The sequence below is a fragment of the Kitasatospora sp. NPDC005856 genome (assembly GCF_040629945.1).
GTDB lineage: Bacteria > Actinomycetota > Actinomycetes > Streptomycetales > Streptomycetaceae > Kitasatospora.
Map to the genome: position 1 here is coordinate 1 of NZ_JBEXWT010000119.1, position 23,105 is coordinate 23,105.

The following is a 23,105-nucleotide window of genomic DNA, read 5'->3' on the forward strand; positions in this document are numbered from 1 at the left end:
CCCGCCCCCGCCCCCCGGGGGCCCGGCCGGGGGGCGGGGGCGCCCCCACCCGCGGGGGCGCGGCCCCGCCCATCGGCTGTCCGGCGCCGCGCGCGATCGGTTTCCGTCACAGGGTGCGGAAGGTTCCGAAGGCGCTCGCGATACCGCTCTGGAAGGCGTGGGTCACAACACCGGAGGCCGTCTTGCCGAAGATCTCCAGCCGGCCGTCCTCGTTCTCGCCGACCACCGGGTTGGTCGCCAGGGTGCCGCCGACCTCGACCCAACCGGAGAAGACGCTGTTCGGCTTGAGCTGGTGGATGTTCCACACGGTGCCGTTGCCGTCGCGGACGAAGAGCTCCAGGTTGCCGTTGCGGCAGAGCGTGACGGCCGGGTCTCCGACGAAGCCGCCGCCGTCGAACGTGGACCAGTCGTGCCAGGTGCTGTTCGGCTTCTCCTGCCAGCGGGTGGTGATCCGGCCGTCCGCGGTGAGGGCGAAGATCTCCTGCCGACCGTCCTGATTCCGGCTCACCACCGGGTCGGAGGCGACGTTGCCGCCGTGGTCGTACCAGCTGGTCGTGAAGGTGCTGTTCGGCGCGACCTGCCACCGGGACATGATGTGCCCGTTCGCGGTGCGGGCGAAGACCTCCAGGGTGCCGTCGGCGTTGTGGCTCACGGCGGGGTTCCCGACGAAGCCGGCGCCGTCGAAGGTCAGCCAGCCCTCGTGCCAGGTGCTGTTCGGCTTGTCCTGCCAGCGGGTGGTGATCCGGCCGTCGGGGGTGCGGGCGAAGATCTGCTGCGAGCCGTTCGCATTGGCAGCGACCGCCAGCTCGGAGGCGACGTCGCCGCCGTGGTCGTACCAGTCGTGCCAGGAGCCGTTCTGCGTCAGCTGCCACCGGGAGACGACCTGCCCGTTCGCGGTGCGGGCGAAGATCTCCTGGGTGCCGTCGGCGTTGCGGCCCATCGCCGGGGCGCCCACCACGCCCGCCGCGCCGGGGAGCTGGTACCAGTCGTGCCAGGTGCTGTTCGGGGCCGTCTGCCACGCGGTCCGCACCCCGCCGTTGCCGTCGTTGTCGACGAACTCCAGGGTCTGGTTGGCGTTCATGCCGAGGTTGGGGCGGGCGACCAGCTGGCGGTCGTAGTCGCGGTCGTCAACGATCTTGTTGTAACGGCGGGCCTGGTAGTTCGAGTTGGCCCACCCGTCGATCGTCGGGGCGTCGATCGAGACGGGGCCGACCTTCTTCACCGGCGAGGCGCCGAAGGAGTAGTAGGTGAAGCGGGTGTGGTCGGGCTCCCAGGCGTTGAAGATGATCACGTGGTTCGCGGTGTCGAGGAGGATGTCACCGGGCATGAGGTCCTGGCGGGCGATCGGGTACGACACGTCCGACAGGTTCCCGGTCCAGTTGTCGCCGTTGAGGTGCCATGCCATGTCGACGTATCCGGAACAGTCACGGCGGTAGTTCCGGTCGCCGGTCGGGCCGGGCGAGAAGCCGCCGTTGTCGTACGGGCCGGGCTGGCGATCGACCCAGTACTGCGCCCGTTCGATCACCTCCGACCTGGTGATGGTGCCGCCCAGGGCGGAGGCGAACGCCGCCTGGGCGGATGCGGAGAAGGCGATCAGCAGGCCGGCGGTCACCGCGGTGACCGCGAGCAGGCTGAGGACGCGTCGGAATAGCCTGATCATGATGGCAGAACTCTCTTCCGTTGCTCGGCAGGACGGATGAAGGCAGCGGCCCCATCGACGGGGCGGAACCCGGGCGGGGCAGGCGCGGAACAACGGCGTCGCGGAACGCGGGCCGTACGAGAGGAAAGAGGGAGGGCGCAGGAGCGGAACGGGGAGGCGCGGGCCCGCCGCTAGTCGGCGAGGCGCCAGTCGCGCAGTTCGTCCGAGGCCTCAAGTGCCCTGGCACAGATGGACCGTGCGCTCAGGCGGGCACCGGTGTCCTCGGCGGCGAGGACGAACAGGGCCACTCCGATCCGGCCGGGTGCGACACGCACCCGCACATGCTCCAGGCGGTCGTCCGCCCGGGCCTGGCTCCAGAGGTACCCAGTGAGCCACTGCGGAGCGACCACCGAGGCGGTCGGCCCGACGAGTCGGGTCACGGCCAGACGCAGGACCGGCTTGTCGAACATCAGCCCCAGCCGAACCCGTTGTCGGAGTCGCCGGAGACGGCGGCGGACGCGCGGACGGCGGCGACGGGGAGCTGGGCGATGCTGGACATGGACATACTCCGTTCAGGGCGCGGTGGTTTGGTTTGCCGGATGTTTACGTCTCCCTGCCCCGGGCTTTCCCGGGGGCGGCGCTTCCGACATGAACAAGCCTGCCGAACCGGCGTCCCGCTGTCAGCGGTCCGCGCCTGGCCCCAAGGTGCCTGACCCCAACGTGACAAGGGGCCCGGACCAGTCTTGTCCGGCCCGGCGTCGCTGGGCACACTGGTCCGACAGCTTGTTTGAGCACCTACCGCGGGGGGCGGCAGAATGCTTGAGTTACTCGGTCTCTCCAGCCTGTCCGAGCGCCTCTACCAGGCGGTCCTCGTCGACCCGGCGCGCAGCGTCGCCGAACTGGCCAGGGACACCGGTATGACGGACCAGGAGATACGCTCCGCCCTGGACGAGTTGGCGGACCTCGCACTGATCAAACCGTCGTCCCAGGTGGACGGAGCCCTGTGGCCGGTCAGTCCGGCGGTCGGCCTGTCCGCGCTGCTCGCCGCCGCCGAGGACGAGGCCGCCGCCCGGCAGCGGAAGATCGAGGCGACCCGGGCGACGATCGCCGCACTCGCGGCCCAGCACGAGGAACACCGTCTCCACCGCGCGGACGCCGTGGTTCGCCTCGACGGTCTCGACTCCGTCCGCAGCCGGCTGGAGGAACTCGCCGCGAACGCCGTCACCGAGTGCCTGTCGCTCAACCCGGGCGGCGCCGACCGGCCCGACGCGCGGGCGGCCTCCGCGCAGCTCAACGAACAGGCGCTGCGCCGGGGCGTCAGCATCAAGGCGATCTGCCGCGAGAGCTTCCGCAACGACGCCGACACGCTGGCGCACGCGCGCTGGCTGACGGACCTCGGCGGGGAGATGCGCACCGTCCCGATCGTGCCGATCCCGCTGGTGATCGTGGACCGCGCCGTGGCCATCGTCCCGGTCGACCCCGCCGAACCGCGTCGGGGCGCGCTGGAGCTGGACAGCCCCGGACAGCTCGCCGTCGCCTGCGCCCTGTTTGACCAACTCTGGTCCGCAGCAACCCCGTTCGGCTCCTCCGTCCCGGTGGACGGGCAGGGCCTCACCTCGACCGAACGCACTCTGCTGGAGCTCGCCGCGGCCGGCCACACCGATGAGGCGGCCGGCCGCAAACTCGGCGTCTCGGCGCGCACCGTCAAACGTCAGATGGCCGACCTGATGGCCCGACTCGGCGCCGAGAGCCGCTTCCAGGCGGGCGTCCGCGCCGCGCACCGCGGCTGGCTCTGAGAATACATCTCATTTGGTGAGTCTACGATGGCAGATGAGCGCGGCAGCGATGGTGGTGAAGGCCGCGAAGTGGTCGCCCTTGCGCTCGTAGCGGCGGTGGAGCCGACGGAACCCGCCCAGCCATGACACGGTCCGCTCGATGACCCAGCGATGCCGACCGAGGCGGGCCGAGGGCTGGATGCCGCAGCGGGCGATGCGATCGGTAGTCTGCCGTCGCCGCAGGTAGGAGCGAATGAAGCGGTGGTCGTAGGCTTTGTCGCCGTGGAGCTTGCCGGGTCGGCGTCGCCTCGGGCCGCGGCGGGAGCGGATCGGCGGGATCGCCTCGACGAGCGGGATCAGGGCCTGGCTGTCGTACAGGTTGGCACCGGAGATCGCGAGCGAAAGGGGCAGACCGGTGCGTTCGGCGAGCAAGTGGATCTTCGATCCGAACTTACTCAGATCGACAGGATTCGGACCCATCAGGTCCCCTTTTTCGTGGCGCGCATGTTCACCGACTCGACCGCGCACCGCGACCAGTCCAGCTCGCCCCGCGAGCCGAGTTCGTCTAGGACCAGGCGGTAGAGCTTTGCCCACACCCGGGCCTCGGTCCACTCGGCGAACCGGCGGTGCGCGGTCGGCCCAGCCGGACCGAAACACGGCGGCAGCTGGGCCCACGTGCACCCCGACGTGGCCACGAACACGATCGCGGCCAGCACCTCCCGGTCCCCGTGCCGTCGGCGGCCACCGCCCTGCGGACGCGTCGGCGCCGCCGGCACCACCCGCTGGAACAACTCCCACAACTCATCCGGCACCAGGCGCTCCACGATCGTCACGCAAGCAGCCTACAAGCCCAAATGAGATGACTTCTTAGTGCTGATGCCATTCCTCGACGGCATGCGCCACGTGCTGCTCCTCTGGTCGGTCCTGTCGGTGGTACGGGCGGTCATGGACGGTTGGCGGTGCGCAGCCATGGAGCCCGGCTCGGAAGCCGGCTCGGATGCCGTCAACGTGCGCGGGCCATGACGGTGAGCCGCGGCGACTCCGGTGAGGAACTCTGACTGTTGAAGGGCTGGTAGCCCCAGGTCTCGTACCGGGCCTGGACCCTGCCGTCCCCCGCAAGCGGGTTGAACCGGCCCGCCGGCACCGGCCCGACGTCGCGCTCGTCGACATCCGGATGCCCCACGTACCCGACGGCTCGCGCCCGCTGCGCGGTGCGGACGCCGCCGAGACGCGAAGCCGCAGGCGCCGTCGCGGTCGGAGCGGTCCCGGATGCCGTGCTCCGCGCTACCGGGCCCCGCGGTCGAGGGCGGTGGTGCGCGGTCGTAGGCGCTCTCCCTGCGGCCCGAACATGATCAGGTATTCGACCGGTCCGCCGGGTCCGGCGTTCGCGACCCCGTGGGCGGTGCGGGTGTCGAACTCGGCCACCTCCCCGGCACTCAGGACGAGGTCCTGATCGCCGAGCGCCAGCCACAGCCGCCCGTACAGGACGCACAGCCATTCGTACCCGTCGTGGGAGACCTGCCGCGGCCGCGCCGGCGGCGCGTCGACGGCGGGCAGGACGTGCTTGTGGGCGTGCAGGCCCCCCACGTACCGGGTCAACGGCAGCACCACCTTGTCGTCGCCGGGACGCTGCGCCATCGGGATGCGCGGTCGGGCCGCGGCGACGGGTGCGGTGCCGGCCAGCTCGTCCAGGGAGATGTCGTACGTCTTCGCGAGCTGCAGCAGCACCTCCAGGGTCGGCTTGCGCCGACCGGTCTCGATCCGCGACAGCGTGCTCAGCGAGATGCCGGTCGCGCGGCTGACGCCGGTGAGCGTGGACCCGCGCTGCTCGCGTGCGGTCCGCAGCCGCGGGCCCATGGCCGCCAGCGTGTCGGCCATGCCGTCATCCGTCACCATTGCCCCGCTCCCTCCGAGCGTGCCGCCTCCACCGCCCTGTCCTGCAAGTTTGCCAGAATGACAAGGGTGTTCGCTTCGGGCGGCCGCCGCGCCGCAAGATCGGTGGGCAACCACCGACAGCCCGTGAACCGAGGAGAAGCGATGCCCCAGCCCGCGCCGTCCGCCGACCTGCGCCACCGCACCATCGAGGGACCTGCCGGGCGCCTGCACCTGGTCGAGCAGGGCACCGGACCGCTGGTCCTGCTCGTCCACGGCTTCCCCGAGTCCTGGTACTCCTGGCGCCGCCAGCTCCCGGCCCTCGCGGCGGCGGGGTACCGGGCCGTGGCGCTCGACGTGCGCGGCTACGGCCGTTCCTCCAAGCCCGCCGCGACGGACGCCTACCGGATGCTCGATCTGGTGGAGGACAACGTCGCCCTGGTGCGCGCCCTGGGCGAGGACAGGGCGGTGGTCGTCGGGCACGACTGGGGCTCCAACATCGCGGCGACCTCCGCCCTGCTCCACCCCGAGGTCTTCCGCGCCGTCGGACTGCTGAGCGTCCCCTACGCGCCGCCCGGCGGCCCCCGCCCCACCGACGTCTTCGCGCAGATGGGCGGCGACCAGGAATTCTACGTCTCGTACTTCCAGGAGCCCGGCCGGGCCGAAGCCGAGATGGAGCCCGACCTCCGGGGCTGGCTCGCGGGCTTCTACGCGGCCATGTCCGCCGACACCATGCCCACCCGGGGCGAGCCTGACCCCCACTTCGTGGCCCGCACCGGCGGCCGGCTGCGAGACCGCTTCCCCAGCGGCAAGCTGCCCACCTGGCTGACCGAGGACGACCTCGACGTGTACGCCGGGGAGTTCGAGCGCACCGGCATGACCGGGGCCCTCAACCGCTACCGCAACATGGACCGTGACTGGGAGGATCTCGCCCAGTACCGCGGCGCCCCGATCAAGCAGCCGTCTCTGTTCATCGGCGGCGCCCTGGACGCCTCCACGACCTGGATGGCCGACGCGATCGACGCCTACCCGGCCACCCTCCCCGGCCTGGCCTCCACCCACATCATGGACGGCTGCGGGCACTGGATCCAGCAGGAGCGTCCCGAGGAGGTGAACCGCCTGCTGACCTCCTGGCTCGCCTCCCTCCAGGGCTGATTCGCCGGGTGCCGGCAGCGCCCTCGCCCGGTACCCGCAGATCGCCCACACCGCCGCCACCACCGGCCCCACCGACCTCATGGCCACCGCGCTCCGCTCCGGCGCAGACACCCTCTACGGCCTCCTCACCGCCGAGGTCGGCTCCCTGCCCGGCATCCAGACCGTCCGGACCGCCCCCGTCCTGCGCATCGTCGAACGCGCCGCCGCCCTCCCCTGACGGCCCGTGCGGACCGACGCCGCGGTCCGCACCGGCACCACTGTCATCCCCCGTGTTGCGCATCCGATGCCGGCTGCTCGTCCTGCCCGGCGGCTCGGCTCGACTGTTGACCGGCCCGGAACCCGCGGTGGCCGTGTCAGGGGCTGCTCGAGGTGGCGACGAAGGTGAACCCGCCGAGTTCGAGGAACAAGGCGTCGGCGAGCTCGGGTACGCCGGTGAGGGGGACGGCGAGTTGACGTTCGAGTGCTCCGACGTTGTTGGTCACCGGGTTGTAGGCCCTCAGCACGAGGCGGGCGTCGCACGGAAGGGGCTGGTCGAACTGGACCACGACCGTGACCGTGCCGGAGTAGTGGGCGGGCAGGAGGATCGAGCGCGTGTAGCCCTCGTCGGTACCGGGCGGGTAGATCTGCGCCGTCAGGCTGAAGGGGGCCTGCTGGTCGGTGCTGGAGAAGGTCGCGGTCCCGGCGGGCAGGTCGGTGCCGGAGACCCCGAAGACGAACCGCGTGGGCGTGTCGTTCAGGTTGCTGACGGCCAGGTCGGCGAGGACGTAGCTCGTCCGTCGGCACGGGATGACGTCGATGTTGCGCCAGCAGACGTTGGGGTTGTTCCTGACCCAGTTCCAGTAGGCGGCGAGCGAGCCGAACGTGGGCAGGCTCGCGGGCATGGGGTGGGCGGGGGTGTCCACGGTGGCGATCATGCAGTAGTGACCGGGCGGCGGCTGGCTCGGCCAGAGGAAGGCGGACCGGCTGACGCAGATCTGTCCGGGAGGGATCTCCCTGACACCGCCGCGGACGGTGAGCGGTACGGGGGTGCCGCCGCCTTCGGCGTTGATCGGGGTCCAGGCCCGCGGGTCGAGGACCAGTCCTCCGGGGGAGTAGTAGAGCCTGACGTTGCCGGAGGAGGGGCACCCGGTCCGCAGGTTCTTCCCCCGGACGTAGATGCGGTTGAGCTGCCCGTACACGATGGGGTGGCTCAGTCCGAGGTCGGGTCCGTTGTAGCTGGACTCCAGCAGGTCGAAGTCGAGGACGTCGCTGCCGAAGGGGATGATGTCCGGGGACTCCCAGACAGGGTCGGAGGTGGGGGTCTGTCCCACGTCCTGGAAGTTGTCCCGGACCACGATGTCGTTCCAACCGGCGGCGGCATTCATGGTTCCTCCCGAGGGAAATGGTGCGTGCGAAACGACGGAAAGGCACAGGTGCGCGCCGTGCGGCCTTCGGAGACCGCGGTTCTCCGGGTTCTCCGCAGGGGCGCCAAGGCGCCGTGTGCGTGTTCTCCGGTGACCGGTCGGGCGCGGATGGCCGGGCCGGGAATGGTGCGCTGGGTCCCGGGTCGGCGGGCGGACGGCCCGGTGGTCGTCCGGGCGTTGTGATCCCCCGGAGACGGCGTCCTTCGGAGCGCCGGTAGCGTCGGCCGTCCTCATCGGCGGCCGCATCGGGTCGCCGGGCGTGTCGGTGAGTCGGTCCTGTCGTATCGGGGCGGTGAATACCGCCTGTCCCTGTGTCGCGGTGACGGTGCGAGAGAGGAATTCTCCAGGCGTCGGGCTGCGGGTTCGCGGAAGCGTCCCGATGCAGGAAATGTATCGGGAGCGAACCATGGCGCCCAATAGGCCGACCGAGTGAATGCGCGGCACCTGCCGCTGCCGTGGCGCGGACGCGGAGGCCGCGAAGGCAACGGCCGGGCTTGGCGAACTCACCGCAGCAGAGCGGGATTTCGACCATTGAAACGTGCACGGAGGGCTTGTTGATTTGCCTTGCGCTTCCGCGCGGGCGCCCTGGTTGCACGTGCTCTGCAGGGGGCGGGCATTCGTGATGGTCCGCCGGGCGCGCGCGCTGGAGGGCACCGCGGATCGGACCAGGCCTTTCGGTGAACGGCGACCCCGCCGACGCCCGGGCCCGTCTCCGAGAAGCGCGGATCGGCCCCCTCTTCCGGTCCGGTTCGGCCGTGTTCGTGGGCTTCCACTGGGCAGGCGTTCCAGCAGCTCCCACACCCGACTCCACCGTTGGCGGTCCGGGCGTCCCGACCGTCGCCGGCATCGCCACGGGCACCACCACGGCGGCGACGGACCCGTGACAGCTCTGAATATCCATGGCTGAGGAGAGCCTGCACCACCTACGCTCCACCCATGCGCACCGTGGAACCACAGAGGTCCACCAAGTGGCCACCCTGCTGCTCGAGCACGGAGGCGTCGCGGCTGACGACTGCTCCGACCGCCTCTGGACTCCGCGGGAAAGCGAGTCCGGGGCCGAGTTCGACGGCCTGTGCTCCTTCGGCTTTCGCACCGACCACGAGCTCCACCACAAGCGCTGACAGCCCCCACCCGACCAGCACTCGAGAACAAGATCAGAGAAGACACTCAGAACATGACCGACCAGGAGAACCACTTCGACTGCCGACGCCAAGCCGAACGTGGCGTGCTCGAAGTCGTCCCGTGCATCGACCGAATACCACTCACCGACTTGATCGACCGGTTCGAGGCGGATGCCGGAATGCAGCCGGCCGGAGACGCCTACGGCGGACTCATCCCGCAGTTCTATCGGTTCGGCCCGATGGAAGACCACTTCCACGGACGATCCACCGGAGCCATGGGACCCAAGACACCCGTGCTCGGCTGTGAATGCGGCGAGTGGGGATGCTGGCCGCTGATGGCCGGTATCACCGTGACATCCGACCACGTGACCTGGGACTCCTTCGAACAGCCTCACCGCAGGACACGCGACTACTCGGGATTCGGACCGTTCCGCTTCGACCGCCATCAATACGATGACGCCGTGAAGGCTCTGAGCGCAGCAGTCAGCTCCAACGAGACGTGAGGACAACCCACCGACTCAGCACGGGAAGGGAGCAGTCGTGTCTGACCACGTGATCGGACTACGCCCCGAGGAAGCCGCACGCTTGGCCCCGCTCGTCGGGGAGTCCCGGCGAGTCCTCGAGCGCGACGGAATGGAGGCTGTCCAGACCCTCCTGGCCGAACGCGGTACGGGCATGATCCAGGCGATCGCCATCACCCGGGCCCTCCTGGGGAACGCGGAGACACCGCTCCGGGTCGCCGTCGACGTCGTGACCACGAGCAAGGCTCGGCAGTAGGTTCAGAGAAGGGTGGGGACGAGGTGGTTGTGGCGGAACCGGCCGAGCTGGCCCTCGGCGCCACCCTTCTCGTGGGCGCCCTCGATGGCGGGCCGGCAGGAGACGCTCTCGCTCCCGGTCTTCCGCGAGTTCAGAGATTCAAGCCGCACGCCCCACTGCTGCGTCCGCGCGCTGTACCGTCCGCCGAGGCGCTGCGGCAGGATGATCCGGTCGTATCCCGCCGTCCACAGGAGGACCCCATGGGGGAGCACGCGAAGCCGCCGCCGGAGCCGAGCCAGGGGACTCCCCCGCCGGACAACGCCGACGGCAAGGTCACCACGCCGCCGCCGAGCGACGGCAAGCACAAGAAGAAGTGACGGTGGTCGACCCGGCCGGGCACGGGGCGCGCCTGGCCGAGGAGATGGAGCGGCGCGGGGCGTGGCCGGAGGGTTCGCCGTGGCTGCGGGAGGCCTTCGCCGCGTTGCCGCGCGAGCGGTTCGCGCCGGGCCGGTTGTGGCGGTGGGACGGCCGGGCGGACGGATCGTCTACCCCTGGGACCGGCTGGGGTACGTCGCCCTCACCGTCTCCGACGACGCCGTCGCGCATGGCTGGGTCCACGGCTTGGCACAGTTCATGGGCGACCGGACCGGCCCGGCGCAGGCGGCCGGCGGGCACCCTGCCTACGCCGCGGTGCGCGGCGACGCCGAACCCGAGGCCCGCCGGGTGCTCGACCGCGAACCGGCCGCTCTGGAGGACTGGCACCTACGGTTCGCACTGCGCGTCGCCGTCCCGGACGCCGTGCTCTCCACTGAGCGGAGCGAGGACGGGCCGGTCGTCCTGGCCCACGACGGGGACAGCTCGTGGGCGGAGGTGCGCCCCGGTGCGGACGGCCGGCCGGTGCTGTGGCAGGGCGGACCACGCCGGATCGGCGATGAGCTGATACTCGCCTGGGCCCAGTGGGAGAGCCTCGGGCGCCCGGACCCGTACGACTACGGCGTCACCGTCACCCACGACGCTCCGTGGGCCTGGCAGGGCAGCCCGGACGGTGGCCCGCGGTGGCCGATCGGCGGCCCGCTGCCCGCCGGACGTGGAGGAGGGCAGGTGGAGGGCCGGCCTCGAGCCGGCCACGGGAGGACCGAGTAGGTTTCCCGAAGGCTTCCGACAGCATCGGCATCGGCGTCTCGCACGCTGTCACCCTCATGCGGGTTACCTCGGGCGGCGGCACGGCCTTCGCATGATCCTGAACTCTGCGACGAGGCACAGGGATCGGTGCGAAGGCCCTGGTCATGAGTGTGCCGCCGCAGGCCGGCCGGAGCGATCCGCGCGCGGAACCGTCACGCTTCCGGGTGTCCGATGCGTCAGAACGCACACGGGGCGGTCGGGCCCGCGTGGCCTCACATTCGGGATCTCAGCACGTCGACCTCGCAGCCCGGCGCGAAGGGGTCGAAACCGTGCTCGGTCAGCCAGCGGACCGCCAGCAGGCTGCGCAGCGACCACCACGCGTGGATCACGTCGAGGTCGACCTCGGTGCCGTAGCCGGCGAGGACGTCGTCGAGGTGCTCCTCGTGTCCGAGTGTGAAGGTGGCGAGGTCGTACAGGGCATCACCCTGGCCCGCCTCGGACCAGTCGATGATGCCGGTGACCACGCCGCCGTCGACGAAGACGTGCGCGATCTGCAGGTCGCCGTGCGTGAACGCCGGAGTGCACGGCCGGAGCGCGGCTTCGGCGACCTGGCGGTTGCGGGTGACGAGGTCGGCGGGCAGGACGCCGTTCGTCACGAGCGTCTCGCACTCGTCGTCGAGTTCCGCCGCCAGCGCGGCGGTGCTCCGGCCGGCCCGGCCGGGCCAGGGCGGCAGTGGCGCGTCGTGCAGCTTCCGGATGGCGGCGCCCGCCGCGGCCCACGCCGCCGGTGACCCGGTCGACGGCCCGCCGAGGCGTCCGAGTGTCGCCCCCCGGAGCGCGGCGATCGCGAGCACGGGCGGCTTGCGCCAGAGGATCTCCGGGGTCGGGACCGGTGCGAGGGACATCGCCTCGATCTCGACGTCGATGCGCGCCTGATCGGCGTCCACCTTCAGGAACACGTCGCCGACGCGCAGGGTCGCGCGCTCGGAATGGGCGACGACGACTTCGACCTCATCCATGGCCGACCAGTATCCCGGGGATGACCGCCGATGTCGCCGGGTTTGAAGGGCCATCCGCGAGCACCTGCGCCGACGCGGCATCCGGACGGTGGTCCCGCCCCTCACCCTCCCGTCGGCACTGTCACCTCCTGCCGGCGTGGATCCCGGTCGATGGCCTTTCCTACGTCGATCGGGGGAGGCTCGATGGACGCCAACTGCGGTGCCATTGCACTCCACTGAGGAGGGTTTGGTTCCGCTTCCCGGTCGGTAGATTCCGGCGGGGTCCCGCCGGGGCCCGAACCCGCGGACCCCTGTGTGCCGCGGGCGGAGGGGAATCGAGCATGTGGCATTCGAGGAAGACCGGGGCCGGGCGCTTATCCGGCCGCTCGGTGGTGGCCGTGGCGATCGCGCTGGGGCTGGGCGCGGGATCCATGGGAGTGGCCGGGGCGGCTCCGTCGCCCGCGCGGGCGAGCGCCGCGGCCCAGGCCGTGCAGGCGCCCCTGATCGACTCCGTGCAGCCGTTCGCCACCGGCACCGTGCACGTGACCGTCACCCCCGGCGACACCGCCCAGGAAGCGCTGGCCCGCGTCGACGTGTACGTCTACCCGTTGGACGCGGACGGCAACGTGTCCGGCCCGGCGGTCGCCATCGGCACGGTGAACCACCCCGACCCGGCCAACCCGCCGGAGGTCGAGATCGGTGGTCTGACGAACGACGTCAACTACGCGTTCCGGGCCAACGAGACCACCACCGGCGGCACGGTCTCCGGCCTGTCGCCCGCCTTCATCGGCGGCCCGCAGACTCCCAAGGCACCGCTCGCCCCCACCATGGCCACCGTCCTGGGCCGGGACGGCGGACTCCTCGCCTCCTGGAACCCCGCCCACCCCAACGGCTCCCCGGTGACCGGGTACACCGTCACCGCCAGGCCGTGGGACCCGGGCGCCGTCGTGACCGTCGACGTGCCGGGCGACGTGCTGAGCACCGCCGTCACCGGGCTGGTCAACGGCAAGCCCTACACGGTCTCGGTCACCGCGACCAACGCCGCCGGGACCGGGCCTGTCGGCCGCTCCGACAGCCAGACCACCGGCGCCGACGCCAACGGCACCGTCAGTCCCAAGCCCGCCTACACCGCCGGCGCCCCGCAGGACGTGTCCGCAGCGCCGCCGGCCGTCGGCGCGGACGGCAGCCAGCCCGATCCGTCAACGCTGAAGGTGACCTGGGACGCGCCGCTGGACGACGGCGGCAACACCCTCACGAGCTACACCGTCGACGCCACCGCACCCGGCCACCCGCCCGTCACGGTGACCGTGCCGGCCGCCACGAAGCAGGCGACGCTGACCTCGCTCGCCCCGACCGTCGAGTACGCGATCACGGTCACCGGCATCCAGCAGGACGGCGCGCACGGCGCCACCAGCGCCGTGGTCAAGGCCGCACCCGCCCCGACCCTGGCGGCCGGCACGGTGCTGCTCTCCGCCGCCTCGGAAGCGGCCGTCACCAAGGTCACCGCCAACAGCGTGGTGTTCACCGACCCGCCCGCGCAGGTGTCCGGCCTGAAGGTGAAGAACGTCATCGTGGTCGGCGAGAGCAGCAACCCGCTGCTCCACGGCGGCCTGCTGCGCACGGTGGAGAAGATCAGCACCGTCGGCGGCACGGTGACCCTCACCACCAGCCAGGCGGCGCTGGAACAGGCCTTCCTGGCTCTGGACTTCACCGCCACCGGCAGCAAGATCGCCTCCGGTCCCGAGGGCGTGCGGATCAAGATGCTCAACCCCGACATCCAGGCGTCGGTGGCCGCCCAGTCCTCCAGCCAGATCGCGAACAAGACCTTCACCCTCGACCTGGCCGAGAAGCTCACCAACGATCCCAAGATGAAGGAGCGGCTGGGCAACAACACGACGGTCACGGCGAAGCTCACCGCGGCCCTGAGCCTGAACATCGACTGGTCGGCCACCGCCGGTCTGGAGCGAGACCCCAACTACTACGCCGTGGACCCCCGCGGTTACAACCTGGCCTACGACTTCACCGCGACGGCCACCGCGAAGGCGTCGATCGAAGGCGAAATGGGCATCGCGTACAAGCACGAGACGAAGCGCGATCCGCTGCTGAACCTCAAACCGGCGAGTTGCCTGACGGTGTACGCGATCGTGCTGTGCCCCTCGCTGACGGTCTACACCGAGACCTCGATCGACGGATCGATCAAGTTCTCGTTCTCCGCCTCCTACGAGCGGACCATGGGCGGCAAGATCACCCGTGACAAGACCGGGAAGGTCGACACGACGAGCCTGACCAAGGACCCCGTCACCAAGTTCGACTACTCGCTGGACGCGGCGGCCAAGGTCACCTTCACCTTCCCCGTGGCCCTTGAAATCCTCGTCTACAACCTCGTGGGCCCGAGGCTGGAGATCACGCCCTCCATCGAGGTGACCGCGGACACCTCCGCCGATCCATGGCTCACGGTGAAAGCACCACTGAAGGTCGCACTGTACTTCGTCATCGACTTCAAGGTCGCCAGCATCTCCACCGGCGGCGAGGTGTACAACACCACCTTCGACGTGTACAAGGCCGCCGGCCCCTTCCCCGGACCGTCCCTGTCCAGCGCCGCATCCCTCGCCCCGGGCGCGCGGAGCGCACCGTCGTCCGAGCGCCTGACCGCGGCCGCCCAACAGCACCAGTACACCGTGACCTGGCCCGCGGGATGCGACCCCGGCCAGGGGGTCACCTGGTCCATGGCACCCGGCTCGCTGGGCACCGTCGACCAGAGCGGCCTCTACACCCCGCCGAACCCGCGCCCCAGCCACTACGTCGACCTGGTCACCGCCACCACCGCCGGCACGCCCACCTGCCCGCCGGCCACCGTCCAGGCGGCCGTCCACCACGGGTCGACCGTCCCGGGAGCCCCCAAGCACCCCGCGATCAGCCCGGACGGCTCGACCGTCAGCTGGACCGCGCCCGCCGACGGCGGCAGCGCCATCCAGCAGTACGTGGTGACGGTGGCGCACGATCCCGGCGACCCGGCCGGCGCCGAAACGGTCCTGGGGACCGTGCCCGGCACCGAGACGTCAATGACGATCCCCGCCGACCGCGTCGCGCAGATCGAGGCGGACCACGCCGAGGTGCAGGTCACCGCGGTGAACGAGCGCGGGCAGGGCCCCACCTCCGCCCTGTCGCCCCCAGCCCCTTCCACCAACCTCCTGCCGTTCGTGGCCTGGACGAAGGGGGCCACGAGCGGCGGCACCTTCTACGTGACGCCCCACATGGTGAACGTGGGCACGAGCGACGCCACGAACGTCCGGTACCAGCTCAGCTACCCCGAGGGCTTCACCAACGCCACCAAGGCGTCCGCGTGCACCGTCGACCCGGCGCAGCGGCTCCTCACCTGCGACATGGTGGACATCGCCGCCGGTCACCAGACGACGACCCCGCTGATCTCGTTCAACGTCGGCCAGTTGACCCCGGGTACCAGCTACCCGCTGACCATGACCCGCCTGTCGGCCAGCCCCTACCCGGTCGATCCCGACAACGGCACCATGACCCTGCTCTGCACCGCCGACACCTCCGGCAAGGTCACCTGCGCCTGACGGTTTCGAGCGGCACGGCACCGGGCCGCAGCAGGGCCGGTCGGACCGGAGCTCTTGCCTCGGTCCGACCGGCCCGTCGTCGCCGTTCACCGGTTCACCGGTCCGCCCGAGGCGACCGTCAGGCGACGGAGGAACTGAAGCCTCATCACGGTGAGCACCGTTGCACTACTCGTGCACGACACCGACCTCTGACGAGGTCAAGCCCACCACTTTCGTCAGGAGCCCTCTTCGCGGTCCTGCTCATCGAGCGGGCCGTCTCCGCCCGGGATGCCCACCACCAGGGGCATGGATCCCTCGACGAGGTAAGGATGCCCGGGAAAGTGGTCGACGTGGCGGTGGCCGCCGCCCTCCTCCGTAGCCATGGCCGTGGTCATGGCGTCGAGGTTGTCCGCGAAGAGAGCCCTGGCGACGGGATCGCCGCTGATCACCAGGACCTGACGCCGGGAGTCGAGGTGGATCGACACCCCAGGCCCGGGAGCCTCCCTGACTTCGACCCCCGCCAGGATCTCGCTGTCCCGCTCGGTCGCGGACGACATGGAGCCGATGAATCCCGCGCCCTCGGCCACCGCGGCCACCAGGCGGGCCAGTTCCGTCGCCGAACCGGTGAGTTCCACCTCGCCGAAGACGGGGTCGGACACGAGCATCATGGGCGTCACTCCTGCAGGATCGGGATGGGGCCGCGAAGACCACCCACCCTACGCATCGGCGAGCGAGTGAGTTAGTGCTTGTTGTTACATCCTCCACCGGGCGGGTGGGGGTGCACCCCGCCCGGTGGAGCCCGGCCGCTACCGCGTCAGCAGCTCCTCCAGGACGTCCGCCCCCTTGGACGCGCCGCCCGCCCCGCGCACGATCCGGCTCAGGGCCGCCGCCCGGGGGCGGCAGGACCGGACGTCCTGGACGGCGTCGCGCAGGCCCTGCACGGTCGGCTCGGCGAGCGTCCTGCCGACCTGCAGCTCCTCCGCCCGCCGGGCGACCGCCCGCTGTTCCGGGATCTGCGGCACCGCCACGAAGGGCACCCCGTGGTAGAGGGACTCCATCGCCGAGTTCATTCCGGCGTGACTCAGGAACACCTCGGTGTGTCGGAGCACCGCCACCTGCGGCACCTGCGCGTGCACTTCGACGTTCGCCGGGATCGGGCCCAGCTTCTCCTGGTCCAGCCCGCCCACCGCCATGACGACCTGCCAGTCGCTGTCCCCGAACGCCTCGATGCAGGTCCGGTAGAAATCGGGCCGGTCGTTGAAGACGGTTCCCAGCGATATCAGCAGCACCGGGGCCTGCGACCGGGGGCTCCACTCCCCCGCGGTCTGCCGGCTGCTCAGTGACGGCCCGACGAAGTGGAAGCGCTCGTCGAAGGTGTCCCCCGACATCTGGAACTCGCGGGGGATGAACACCAGGCTCGTCGGGGCCACGTAGCCGAACATCAGGTTCGGGTCCTCGAGGAAGGAGTGGCCCTGCGCGAACTTCCCCATGTCCTGGATCGCGGCCACCAGCCGGGGGTTGGTGTGGTCGAAGTCGGCCGGTAGGTACACCTGCGCCGCCGAGAAGGACTCGTTCTCCGCGAAGGTCGGCACCAGGGAGATCTCCCGCACGTCGAGCAGGTCCGCGAGCATCCTCCCGGTGAAGGTCACCGAGTCGTAGCACACCGCGTCCGGCCGGTCGGCCGAGAAGTGCTCGGCCAGGACGGGGAAGGCGGCACGCGCGTCGTCGAGGTAGTACTCCATCGTCACGGCGAGCTGTTCCGCCGTGAACTCGCCCCGCGCCGCCATGTCGGGCGGCAGCTGCGAGGGCAGGGTCACCGGCGACGCCCCGGCGGCGACGGCGGCGTCCATGGTGGCCGGTCCCGTGGCGTAGCTGACCCGGTGACCGCGCCGGACCAGCTCTTCGACCAGCGGCAGGGTCGGGTTCACATGCCCGGACGCGGGCGCGCTCACGAAGGCGAAATGGGCCATCAGCTCTCCTCCAGGATGACCGGCAGGGTCTTGTGTCCGTTGGTGAAGAAGGAACCCAGCGGCTCGAGTTCGGACGACGGGACGGCCAGCCGCAGCCGGGGGAACCGGGAGAACAGCGCGGACAGCGCCGTCGTCGCCTCCAGCTTCGCCAGGGGGCTGCCGAGGCAGAAGTGCACGCCGTGCCCGAAGGTGAGGTGGTCGGCCCGCGACGGCCGGGTGACGGAGAAGTCCTCCGCGTCGGCCCCGTGCTGCGCCGGGTCGCGGCCGGCCGCGCCGTAGGACAGCAGGATCGCCTCGCCCTTGCGGATCTGCACGCCGTCCGCGGAGATGTCCTCCACGGCGTACCGCAGCGGCAGGTTCGGCACCGGCGCCTGCCAGCGCAGGGTCTCGTCCACCACGTCCTCCCACGTGCTGGTCCCGGACCGGACCAGGGCGAGCTGGGACGGGTGCGTGGCCAGCGCGTGGATGGCGTGGTCGAGCAGGTTGACCGTCGTCTCGAAGCCGGCGGAGATGCTCAGCAGCAGGGTGTCCAGCAGTTCCCGCTCGGACAGCCGTGTGCCGTCCGCCTCCTGCGCGGCGATCAGGTCGCTGGTCATGTCGTCGCCGGGGTCGCGCCGTTTGGCGGCCACGAGTTCCTTGAGGAGCATGTACAGCTCGCCGGAGGCGGCCTGCACGCCCGCCGGGTCCGCGTCGAGGCTGAACACCGCGTCCACCAGCCGTCGCAGGTCCGCGCCCGTCTGCGCGCTCACCCCGAACAATCCGGTGATGACCTGGATCGGCAGCGGGAACGCGAACCGTGCGCGCAGGTCGACCGTCTGCCCCGGCGGCACCGCGGCCAGGTCGGCGATCAGGCCGGCCGTGATCTCCTCGACGCGGGGCCGCATCGCTTCGATGCGGCGCGGGGTGAACGCCTTGGCCACCAGGCTGCGCAGCCTGGTGTGGTCGGACCCGTAGGCGGTGAACATGTTCTGCATCGCGACCCACATGATCAGCGGCCAGTCCGGCGGGATGTCGCCGTCGCGCCACATGGGCCAGTGCTTGTTCGCGTCCTTGGAGACCTTCGGGTCGAGCAGGAGCTTCTTCGTCAGGTCGTGCCCGGTGACGGCCCAGGCCGACACGCCACCGGGCAGTTCGACGGGCGTGGCCGGGCCGCGCCCGCGCAGGGCGGCGGCCTCGCCGAAGATGTCGCCGCCGGAGGGGTCGATGACGTACGCGTCGGCGGGCGGCGGGGCCTGCGCGCGCAGCGGCTCGGTGTTGATGGTGGCCGTACGGGGCTTGGGCGGCTCGGTGACCTCCAGCAGGGTCGCGGTGAACCGCGAGCCCATGCCGAGGCCGATCGACATGATGGTGTCGCCGGGCTTGAGGGTCTCGTCGTGCAGCAGGTGGTCCATGCCGAGCAGTTGGTCGCAGGGCCCGACGTGGCCGAGTTCGCGCAGCATGGGCCAGGTGGTGCGGCTCAGGTCGATGCCGAGCGGCTCCAGTACGACGACCTCCAGTTGGGCCAGGCCCAGACCGGTGACGACGAACCTGGTGATGTCGGCGATGTCGACGCCGCCTTCCTTGGCGGCCTGCTCGACCGCGGTGACCAGTGCCCCGCTCATCAGCGTCAGGTACGGGGCCAGGCCGGTGACCTCGATCGGCGTACGGTTGCGGTGGCCCTCGGGGTCCGGGATCGTCGGGGTGGCGAGGACCTCCATCTGGGTCGCGGAGCTGTTGGCGGTCGCGACCAGCCGCGCCCGGCCGCCCTCGCGGTTGAGCACGGCCGCGGCCGCACCGTCGGCCAGGAAGATCCCGACGGTGGGCTGCCAGCGTTCCCACCGCGGCGGCAGGAACCGGGCGGTGGCCGTGACCAGGGTCGCGGTCGCGGCCGGGTCGGCCACCAGGTGCGCGGCGGCGGACTGCAGCGCGGCCGAGCCGCCGTTGCTGGTCGCCTCGACCTCGTAGACGAGGGCGTGGCCGAGGCCGAGGACGCGCTGCAGGTGGCAGGAGGACGCCATGTGGTCCTGGTGGTCCATCTGGGCGTAGGCGGCCATGGAGATGTCGGCGCCGCTGAGGCCGGACTCCCGCAGGGCTCCGATCGCCGCGTGCACGGCCATCGCGTGCTCGGTGACGTCGTCGGAGCGGGTGAACGACACGAAGTCCGACAGCGCGAGCAGCCGCCGCATGGTCTCGGTGTCCGGCACGGCCTGCGTCGCGGGCGTGCGGGGCGGCAGGTACCGCCCCGTTCCGCCGATGTAGACGTTGTCCCAGATCATGAATAGTCCTTTCCCCTGAGTGCGGACAGCCCCGCCCCGTATCCGTCGAAGTCGAGGAGCCATGTACTGATGGCCAGCGCCGTGGCCGCGGAGTGTTCCTCCAGTGCGGTGAAGTGGTCGCCCTGGACGGTGAGCACCTCCTGGACGGTGGTGGACAGCCGGGGCCACGAGCGCTCCCCGGTGCCCACCAGCAGCACCGGCACCGTGACGGGCTCCGGGGCGCCGGCCAGATCGAGGTAGCGGCCCATGGCCACCAGCCGGTCGTCGTCGACCGGCTGGACCTGGTGGCCGGCGTCGAGCATGCCGGTGAGCACACCCGGCAGGTCGTCGGGGTAGCCGTCGATGAGCACCACGGCGCTGGGCCGGGCCCCCCGCCGTTCCAGTTCCCTGGCGGTCGCCAGCGCCAGCCACGCGCCCACCGAACGGCCGACCAGCACCGGCGCGGCGACGGCCGACGCGGCGTCGGCGAGTGCCTGGACCAGGACGTCGGCGTCCGCGGGCAGCGGGTCGCCGGCGAAGCCCGGCAGGGTGATCGCCGTGACGTCGCGGGCGGCCTCCAGCGCCGCGGCGAACCGCCCGTACTCCTCGATGCCGCTGGACGCCAGCGCGGACGGCAGGCAGACCAGCGACGGCTGGAGGAAGCCGGTCGCGAGGGCGACCACCCCGGCCTTGGGCGCGTCGGTGCCCGGGCTCAGCCGGGACACCGTGGCCAGCAGGTCGAGGCCGTCCTGCGCGCGGCCGACGTCGACGGCCTTGCGCAGCAGGCTCTCCATCGGCCCGGCGACCCGGTTCTCCGGCGAGCACAGCTGCCCGTAGAGGTGGTTGACGAGCTGTTCGGGCGTCGGGAAGTCGAAGACGAGGGTCGCCGGGAGCTGGAGCCCGGTGGCCGCGTTGAGCTGGTTGCGCAGCTCGATGGCGGTCAGCGAGTCGACGCCGTGGTCGCGGAACAACTGACGCGGGTCGTCGATCCCACCGGGGGCCATCCCGAGGATGCTCGCGCTGTGCCTGACGACCAGGTCGAGCAGCAGGGCGCGCTGCTCGGGCTCGGGCAGGGCTTCGAGCCTGGCCCGCAGGTCGCCGGGGCCGCCCACCGGAGCCGGCGCGCGCCGCGGCCGGGCGAGTCCGCGCAGCAGCGCGGGCGGGGTGCCGATCGCCGCGAGGTCGAGGCGGACCGGCACCAGCGCCGGGCGTTCGCCGGCCAGGGCGGTGTCGAACAGGTCGAGGGCCTGCTCGGTGGCCAGCGGCAGCATCCCGGTCCTCGCCAGCCGGCGGAGGTCGGCCTCGGTCAGGTTCCCGGTGATGCCGCTGGACTCGGCCCACTGGCCCCAGGCCAGGGAGGTGGCCGGCAGACCGCGCGCGTGCCGGTGCTCGGCGAGCGCGTCGAGGAACGCGTTCGCGGCGGCGTAGTTGGCCTGCCCGGGGGCGCCGAACACCCCGGACGCCGAGGAGAACAGCACGAACGCCCGCAGGTCCAGGTGCTCGGTGGCCTCGTGCAGGTGCCACGCGGCATCGGCCTTCGCACGCAGCACCGTGTCGATCTGCTCCGGTGTCATCGATCCCACCACGGCGTCGTCGACGACCCCGGCGGCGTGCACGACGACCCGCAGGTCGGGGATCGAGGCGACGAGATCCCTCAGTGCCCCGCGGTCACCGGCGTCGCAGGCGACCACGGTGAGGGCGGCGCCCAGCTCCTCCCGGAGCCCGGGCGGCTCGACTCCGCGGCGGCCGGCGAGCACCACGTGCCGGGCGCCGTGACGCGCGACCAGGTGCCGGGCGACCAGGACGCCGAGGGTGCCGGTGCCGCCGGTGATCAGCACGGTGCCGTCCAGGGGCGCGCCGTCCAGGGGCCCGGTCGGGGCGGCCGGGGCGGCCCTCACCAGCCTCGGCACGAGGGCGGTTCCGTCGCGCAACTGGATCTCGGGCTCGCCGTCGCTCACGGCGGCGCGCACCGCGGCGGGGATCGCCCGTCGTGAGGCGTCCGTGCCGTCGTGCCGGACGGTCAGGATCCGCCCCGGGTTCTCGCTGTGCGCGCTGCGCAGGAAGCCGCGGGCGGCGGCCGAGGCCAGGTCGTCGCCGGTGAGGACCACGAGCCGGGCCGGCGTGTCGGTGGCCAGGAACTCCCCGACCCTGCCGAGCAGTTCCCGGGTCACCGTGTGGGCGGCCGCGACCGGTTCGCCCTCGCCGGCGACCTCGTGGAGGACCGTCTCGGTGTCCGGGCCGTCCGGTGCCGCCATCGGGGTCCAGTCGACGGCGAACAGCGCGTTCGGCCGGCGCCCGGCCCCGGGACCCGCCGCTTCGACGGGCCGCAGGACGATCTCGTCGATGCTCACGACCGGCGTCCCGGCGGTGTCGGTGATCCGCACCGCGTAGGTGTCCGGCCCGGTCGGGTGCAGCACCACGCGGACCGTGGCGGCCGCCCCGGTGACCGACACACCGGAGAACGAGAAGGGCATCCGCGCCGGGCTGCCGCCGGCGCCGCCGTCCTCGGCCGCGAGGCCGGCGAGCAGGGTCAGCGGCTGGATGGCGGCGTCCAGGAGCGCGGGGTGGACGCGGTAGCCCGTGAGCTGCGCCGGGTCCTCCGGGAAGCTCACCTCGGCGTGCAGGTCCTCGCCGTGCCGCCGGATGCCGGTGAGCCCCTGGAAGGTCGGCCCGTACTCGTAGCCGGCGTCGGCGAGCCGGTCGTAGAGCGAGCCGATGTCGATCGGCGCGGCCTCGCTGTCGTCCGCCCCGGGCCCGTCCGTCCGGTCGGCCGGTGTCCCCCGGTCCGCCGACGGACTGAGCGCGCCGGTCGCGTGGCGGGTCCACTCGTCGGGCTCGGCGGAGGTGCGGGAGTGGACGGTGACGGGCCGGCGTCCGGTGTCGTCGGGCGCGCCGACGGTGACCTGCACGTGCACACCGTCGCGCTCGGACAGCACGAGCGGCGCCTCCAGGACCAGCTCGGACAGTACGGGGCTGGCCGTGTGCTCGCCGGCGTGGACGGCCATGTCCACGAACGCCATCCCGGGCAGCAGCGTCGAACCGAGCACGGTGTGCTCGGCCAGCCACGGGTGGACGGACTCGGAGAGCTTCCCGGTCAGCACCACGCCCTGCCCGTCGGGGAGCTTCACCAGTGACCGCAGCAGCGGGTGGTCGGGCGTGTCGAGGCCCTCCGACGGGGTGGTGGGCTGGAGCCAGTAGTGCTGGTGCTGGAAGGCGTACGAAGGCACCCGCACGCCCGGCGTTCCCGCCGTCGTGGTCGCGGGTGGCGTCCAGCGCACCGCGCCGTCCGCCCACAACCGCCCCAGCCCCGCGAACAGCCGCTCCGGGGAGTCACCACCACGGCGCATCAACCCGTTGCCCACCAGCAGCGGATGCGGACCCACCTCCACGAACCCCGTCACACCCTGGCCCGCCAGCCACTCCATGGCGTCGGCGAACCGCACCGGCTCCCGCACCTGCCGCACCCAGTACCCCGGCTCCGCCAGGTCCACCGGATGCCCGGC

At 71.8% G+C, this 23,105-nt stretch carries 18 protein-coding genes and 1 pseudogene; 8 read left to right on the forward strand and 11 right to left on the reverse strand.

All coding sequences use genetic code 11. The features are described from left to right. Window positions 1-106: 106 nt before the first annotated feature. Window positions 107-1,660 (reverse strand): hypothetical protein, encoded by a 1,554-nt coding sequence (locus ABZ449_RS37890; RefSeq protein ID WP_360355473.1) that lies wholly within the window; start codon window positions 1,658-1,660, stop codon window positions 107-109. Between the two features lie 170 nt (window positions 1,661-1,830). Then, the gene (locus ABZ449_RS37895; protein ID WP_360355475.1) at window positions 1,831-2,109 is read right to left on the reverse strand and encodes a hypothetical protein; all 279 of its coding nucleotides are present in this window, start codon (window positions 2,107-2,109) and stop codon (window positions 1,831-1,833) included. Window positions 2,110-2,454: 345 nt separating this feature from the next. Between ABZ449_RS37895 and ABZ449_RS37900 the strand changes: the two genes are divergently transcribed. Then, on the forward strand, window positions 2,455-3,435 hold the full coding sequence (locus tag ABZ449_RS37900; RefSeq protein ID WP_360355478.1) for a LuxR C-terminal-related transcriptional regulator: 981 nt from the start codon (window positions 2,455-2,457) through the stop codon (window positions 3,433-3,435). A gap of 9 nt (window positions 3,436-3,444) precedes the next feature. Here the strand turns inward: ABZ449_RS37900 and ABZ449_RS37905 are convergent. Beyond that, a protein-coding gene (locus tag ABZ449_RS37905; RefSeq protein ID WP_360355481.1) for an IS5 family transposase occupies window positions 3,445-4,247 on the reverse strand; the annotation gives its coding sequence in 2 pieces (ribosomal slippage) (window positions 3,445-3,906 and window positions 3,909-4,247; 801 coding nt in all). A 451-nt stretch (window positions 4,248-4,698) separates the two neighbouring features. Next, window positions 4,699-5,310: a helix-turn-helix domain-containing protein gene (locus tag ABZ449_RS37910; protein WP_360355484.1), complete on the reverse strand. Its 612-nt coding sequence runs from the start codon at window positions 5,308-5,310 to the stop codon at window positions 4,699-4,701. Between the two features lie 141 nt (window positions 5,311-5,451). Here ABZ449_RS37910 and ABZ449_RS37915 point away from each other — a divergent pair, with 141 nt between their 5' ends. Together ABZ449_RS37915 and ABZ449_RS37920 are read left to right on the forward strand one after the other, a co-directional pair. Continuing rightward, complete coding sequence (locus ABZ449_RS37915; protein ID WP_360355487.1) at window positions 5,452-6,441, forward strand: alpha/beta hydrolase; 990 nt, start codon at window positions 5,452-5,454, stop codon at window positions 6,439-6,441. Between the two features lie 28 nt (window positions 6,442-6,469). After that, window positions 6,470-6,658, forward strand: a pseudogene (locus tag ABZ449_RS37920) (AsnC family protein); the annotation flags it as partial. A gap of 136 nt (window positions 6,659-6,794) precedes the next feature. On the opposite strand, the gene ABZ449_RS37925 reads toward ABZ449_RS37920, so the two are convergent. After that, window positions 6,795-7,805 (reverse strand): hypothetical protein, encoded by a 1,011-nt coding sequence (locus tag ABZ449_RS37925; protein ID WP_360355490.1) that lies wholly within the window; start codon window positions 7,803-7,805, stop codon window positions 6,795-6,797. Between the two features lie 1,007 nt (window positions 7,806-8,812). Here ABZ449_RS37925 and ABZ449_RS37930 point away from each other — a divergent pair. The 3 genes from ABZ449_RS37930 to ABZ449_RS37940 all read left to right on the forward strand — a co-directional run bounded on the left by ABZ449_RS37930 (window position 8,813) and on the right by ABZ449_RS37940 (window position 9,742). Beyond that, window positions 8,813-8,965 (forward strand): hypothetical protein, encoded by a 153-nt coding sequence (locus ABZ449_RS37930; protein WP_360355492.1) that lies wholly within the window; start codon window positions 8,813-8,815, stop codon window positions 8,963-8,965. A gap of 53 nt (window positions 8,966-9,018) precedes the next feature. Then, on the forward strand, window positions 9,019-9,468 hold the full coding sequence (locus tag ABZ449_RS37935; RefSeq protein WP_360355495.1) for a hypothetical protein: 450 nt from the start codon (window positions 9,019-9,021) through the stop codon (window positions 9,466-9,468). 130 nt (window positions 9,469-9,598) lie between these two features. Beyond that, window positions 9,599-9,742, forward strand: a complete 144-nt coding sequence (locus ABZ449_RS37940; RefSeq protein WP_360355498.1) for a hypothetical protein — start codon at window positions 9,599-9,601, stop codon at window positions 9,740-9,742. Window positions 9,743-9,744: 2 nt separating this feature from the next. Here the strand turns inward: ABZ449_RS37940 and ABZ449_RS37945 are convergent, their stop codons facing one another. Next, window positions 9,745-9,891 (reverse strand): hypothetical protein, encoded by a 147-nt coding sequence (locus ABZ449_RS37945; protein ID WP_360355517.1) that lies wholly within the window; start codon window positions 9,889-9,891, stop codon window positions 9,745-9,747. Window positions 9,892-10,240: 349 nt separating this feature from the next. On the opposite strand from ABZ449_RS37945, the gene ABZ449_RS37950 reads away from it, so the two are divergent. After that, window positions 10,241-10,864, forward strand: coding sequence for a hypothetical protein (locus tag ABZ449_RS37950; RefSeq protein ID WP_360355500.1), 624 nt, complete (start codon window positions 10,241-10,243; stop codon window positions 10,862-10,864). A 251-nt stretch (window positions 10,865-11,115) separates the two neighbouring features. On the opposite strand, the gene ABZ449_RS37955 is transcribed toward ABZ449_RS37950, so the two are convergent. Further along, window positions 11,116-11,862: a phosphotransferase gene (locus ABZ449_RS37955; protein ID WP_360355503.1), complete on the reverse strand. Its 747-nt coding sequence runs from the start codon at window positions 11,860-11,862 to the stop codon at window positions 11,116-11,118. 320 nt (window positions 11,863-12,182) lie between these two features. On the opposite strand from ABZ449_RS37955, the gene ABZ449_RS37960 reads away from it, so the two are divergent. Further along, a complete protein-coding gene (locus tag ABZ449_RS37960) occupies window positions 12,183-15,419 on the forward strand; it encodes a fibronectin type III domain-containing protein (RefSeq protein WP_360355504.1) in 3,237 nt (1,078 codons plus the stop codon). A 215-nt stretch (window positions 15,420-15,634) separates the two neighbouring features. On the opposite strand, the gene ABZ449_RS37965 is transcribed toward ABZ449_RS37960, so the two are convergent. The 4 genes from ABZ449_RS37965 to ABZ449_RS37980 all read right to left on the reverse strand — a co-directional run. Then, complete coding sequence (locus ABZ449_RS37965; RefSeq protein WP_360355507.1) at window positions 15,635-16,066, reverse strand: hypothetical protein; 432 nt, start codon at window positions 16,064-16,066, stop codon at window positions 15,635-15,637. Between the two features lie 138 nt (window positions 16,067-16,204). Continuing rightward, entirely contained in the window at window positions 16,205-17,368 is a 1,164-nt protein-coding gene (locus ABZ449_RS37970) for a macrolide family glycosyltransferase (RefSeq protein WP_360355510.1), read from the reverse strand. After that, entirely contained in the window at window positions 17,368-19,623 is a 2,256-nt protein-coding gene (locus ABZ449_RS37975; protein WP_360355512.1) for a cytochrome P450, read from the reverse strand. Before ABZ449_RS37975 ends, ABZ449_RS37970 begins: the two co-directional genes overlap by 1 nt. Further along, a partial coding sequence (locus ABZ449_RS37980) for a type I polyketide synthase (protein WP_360355514.1) occupies window positions 19,620-23,105 on the reverse strand: 3,486 nt, incomplete at its 5' end. The genes ABZ449_RS37980 and ABZ449_RS37975, both read right to left, overlap by 4 nt.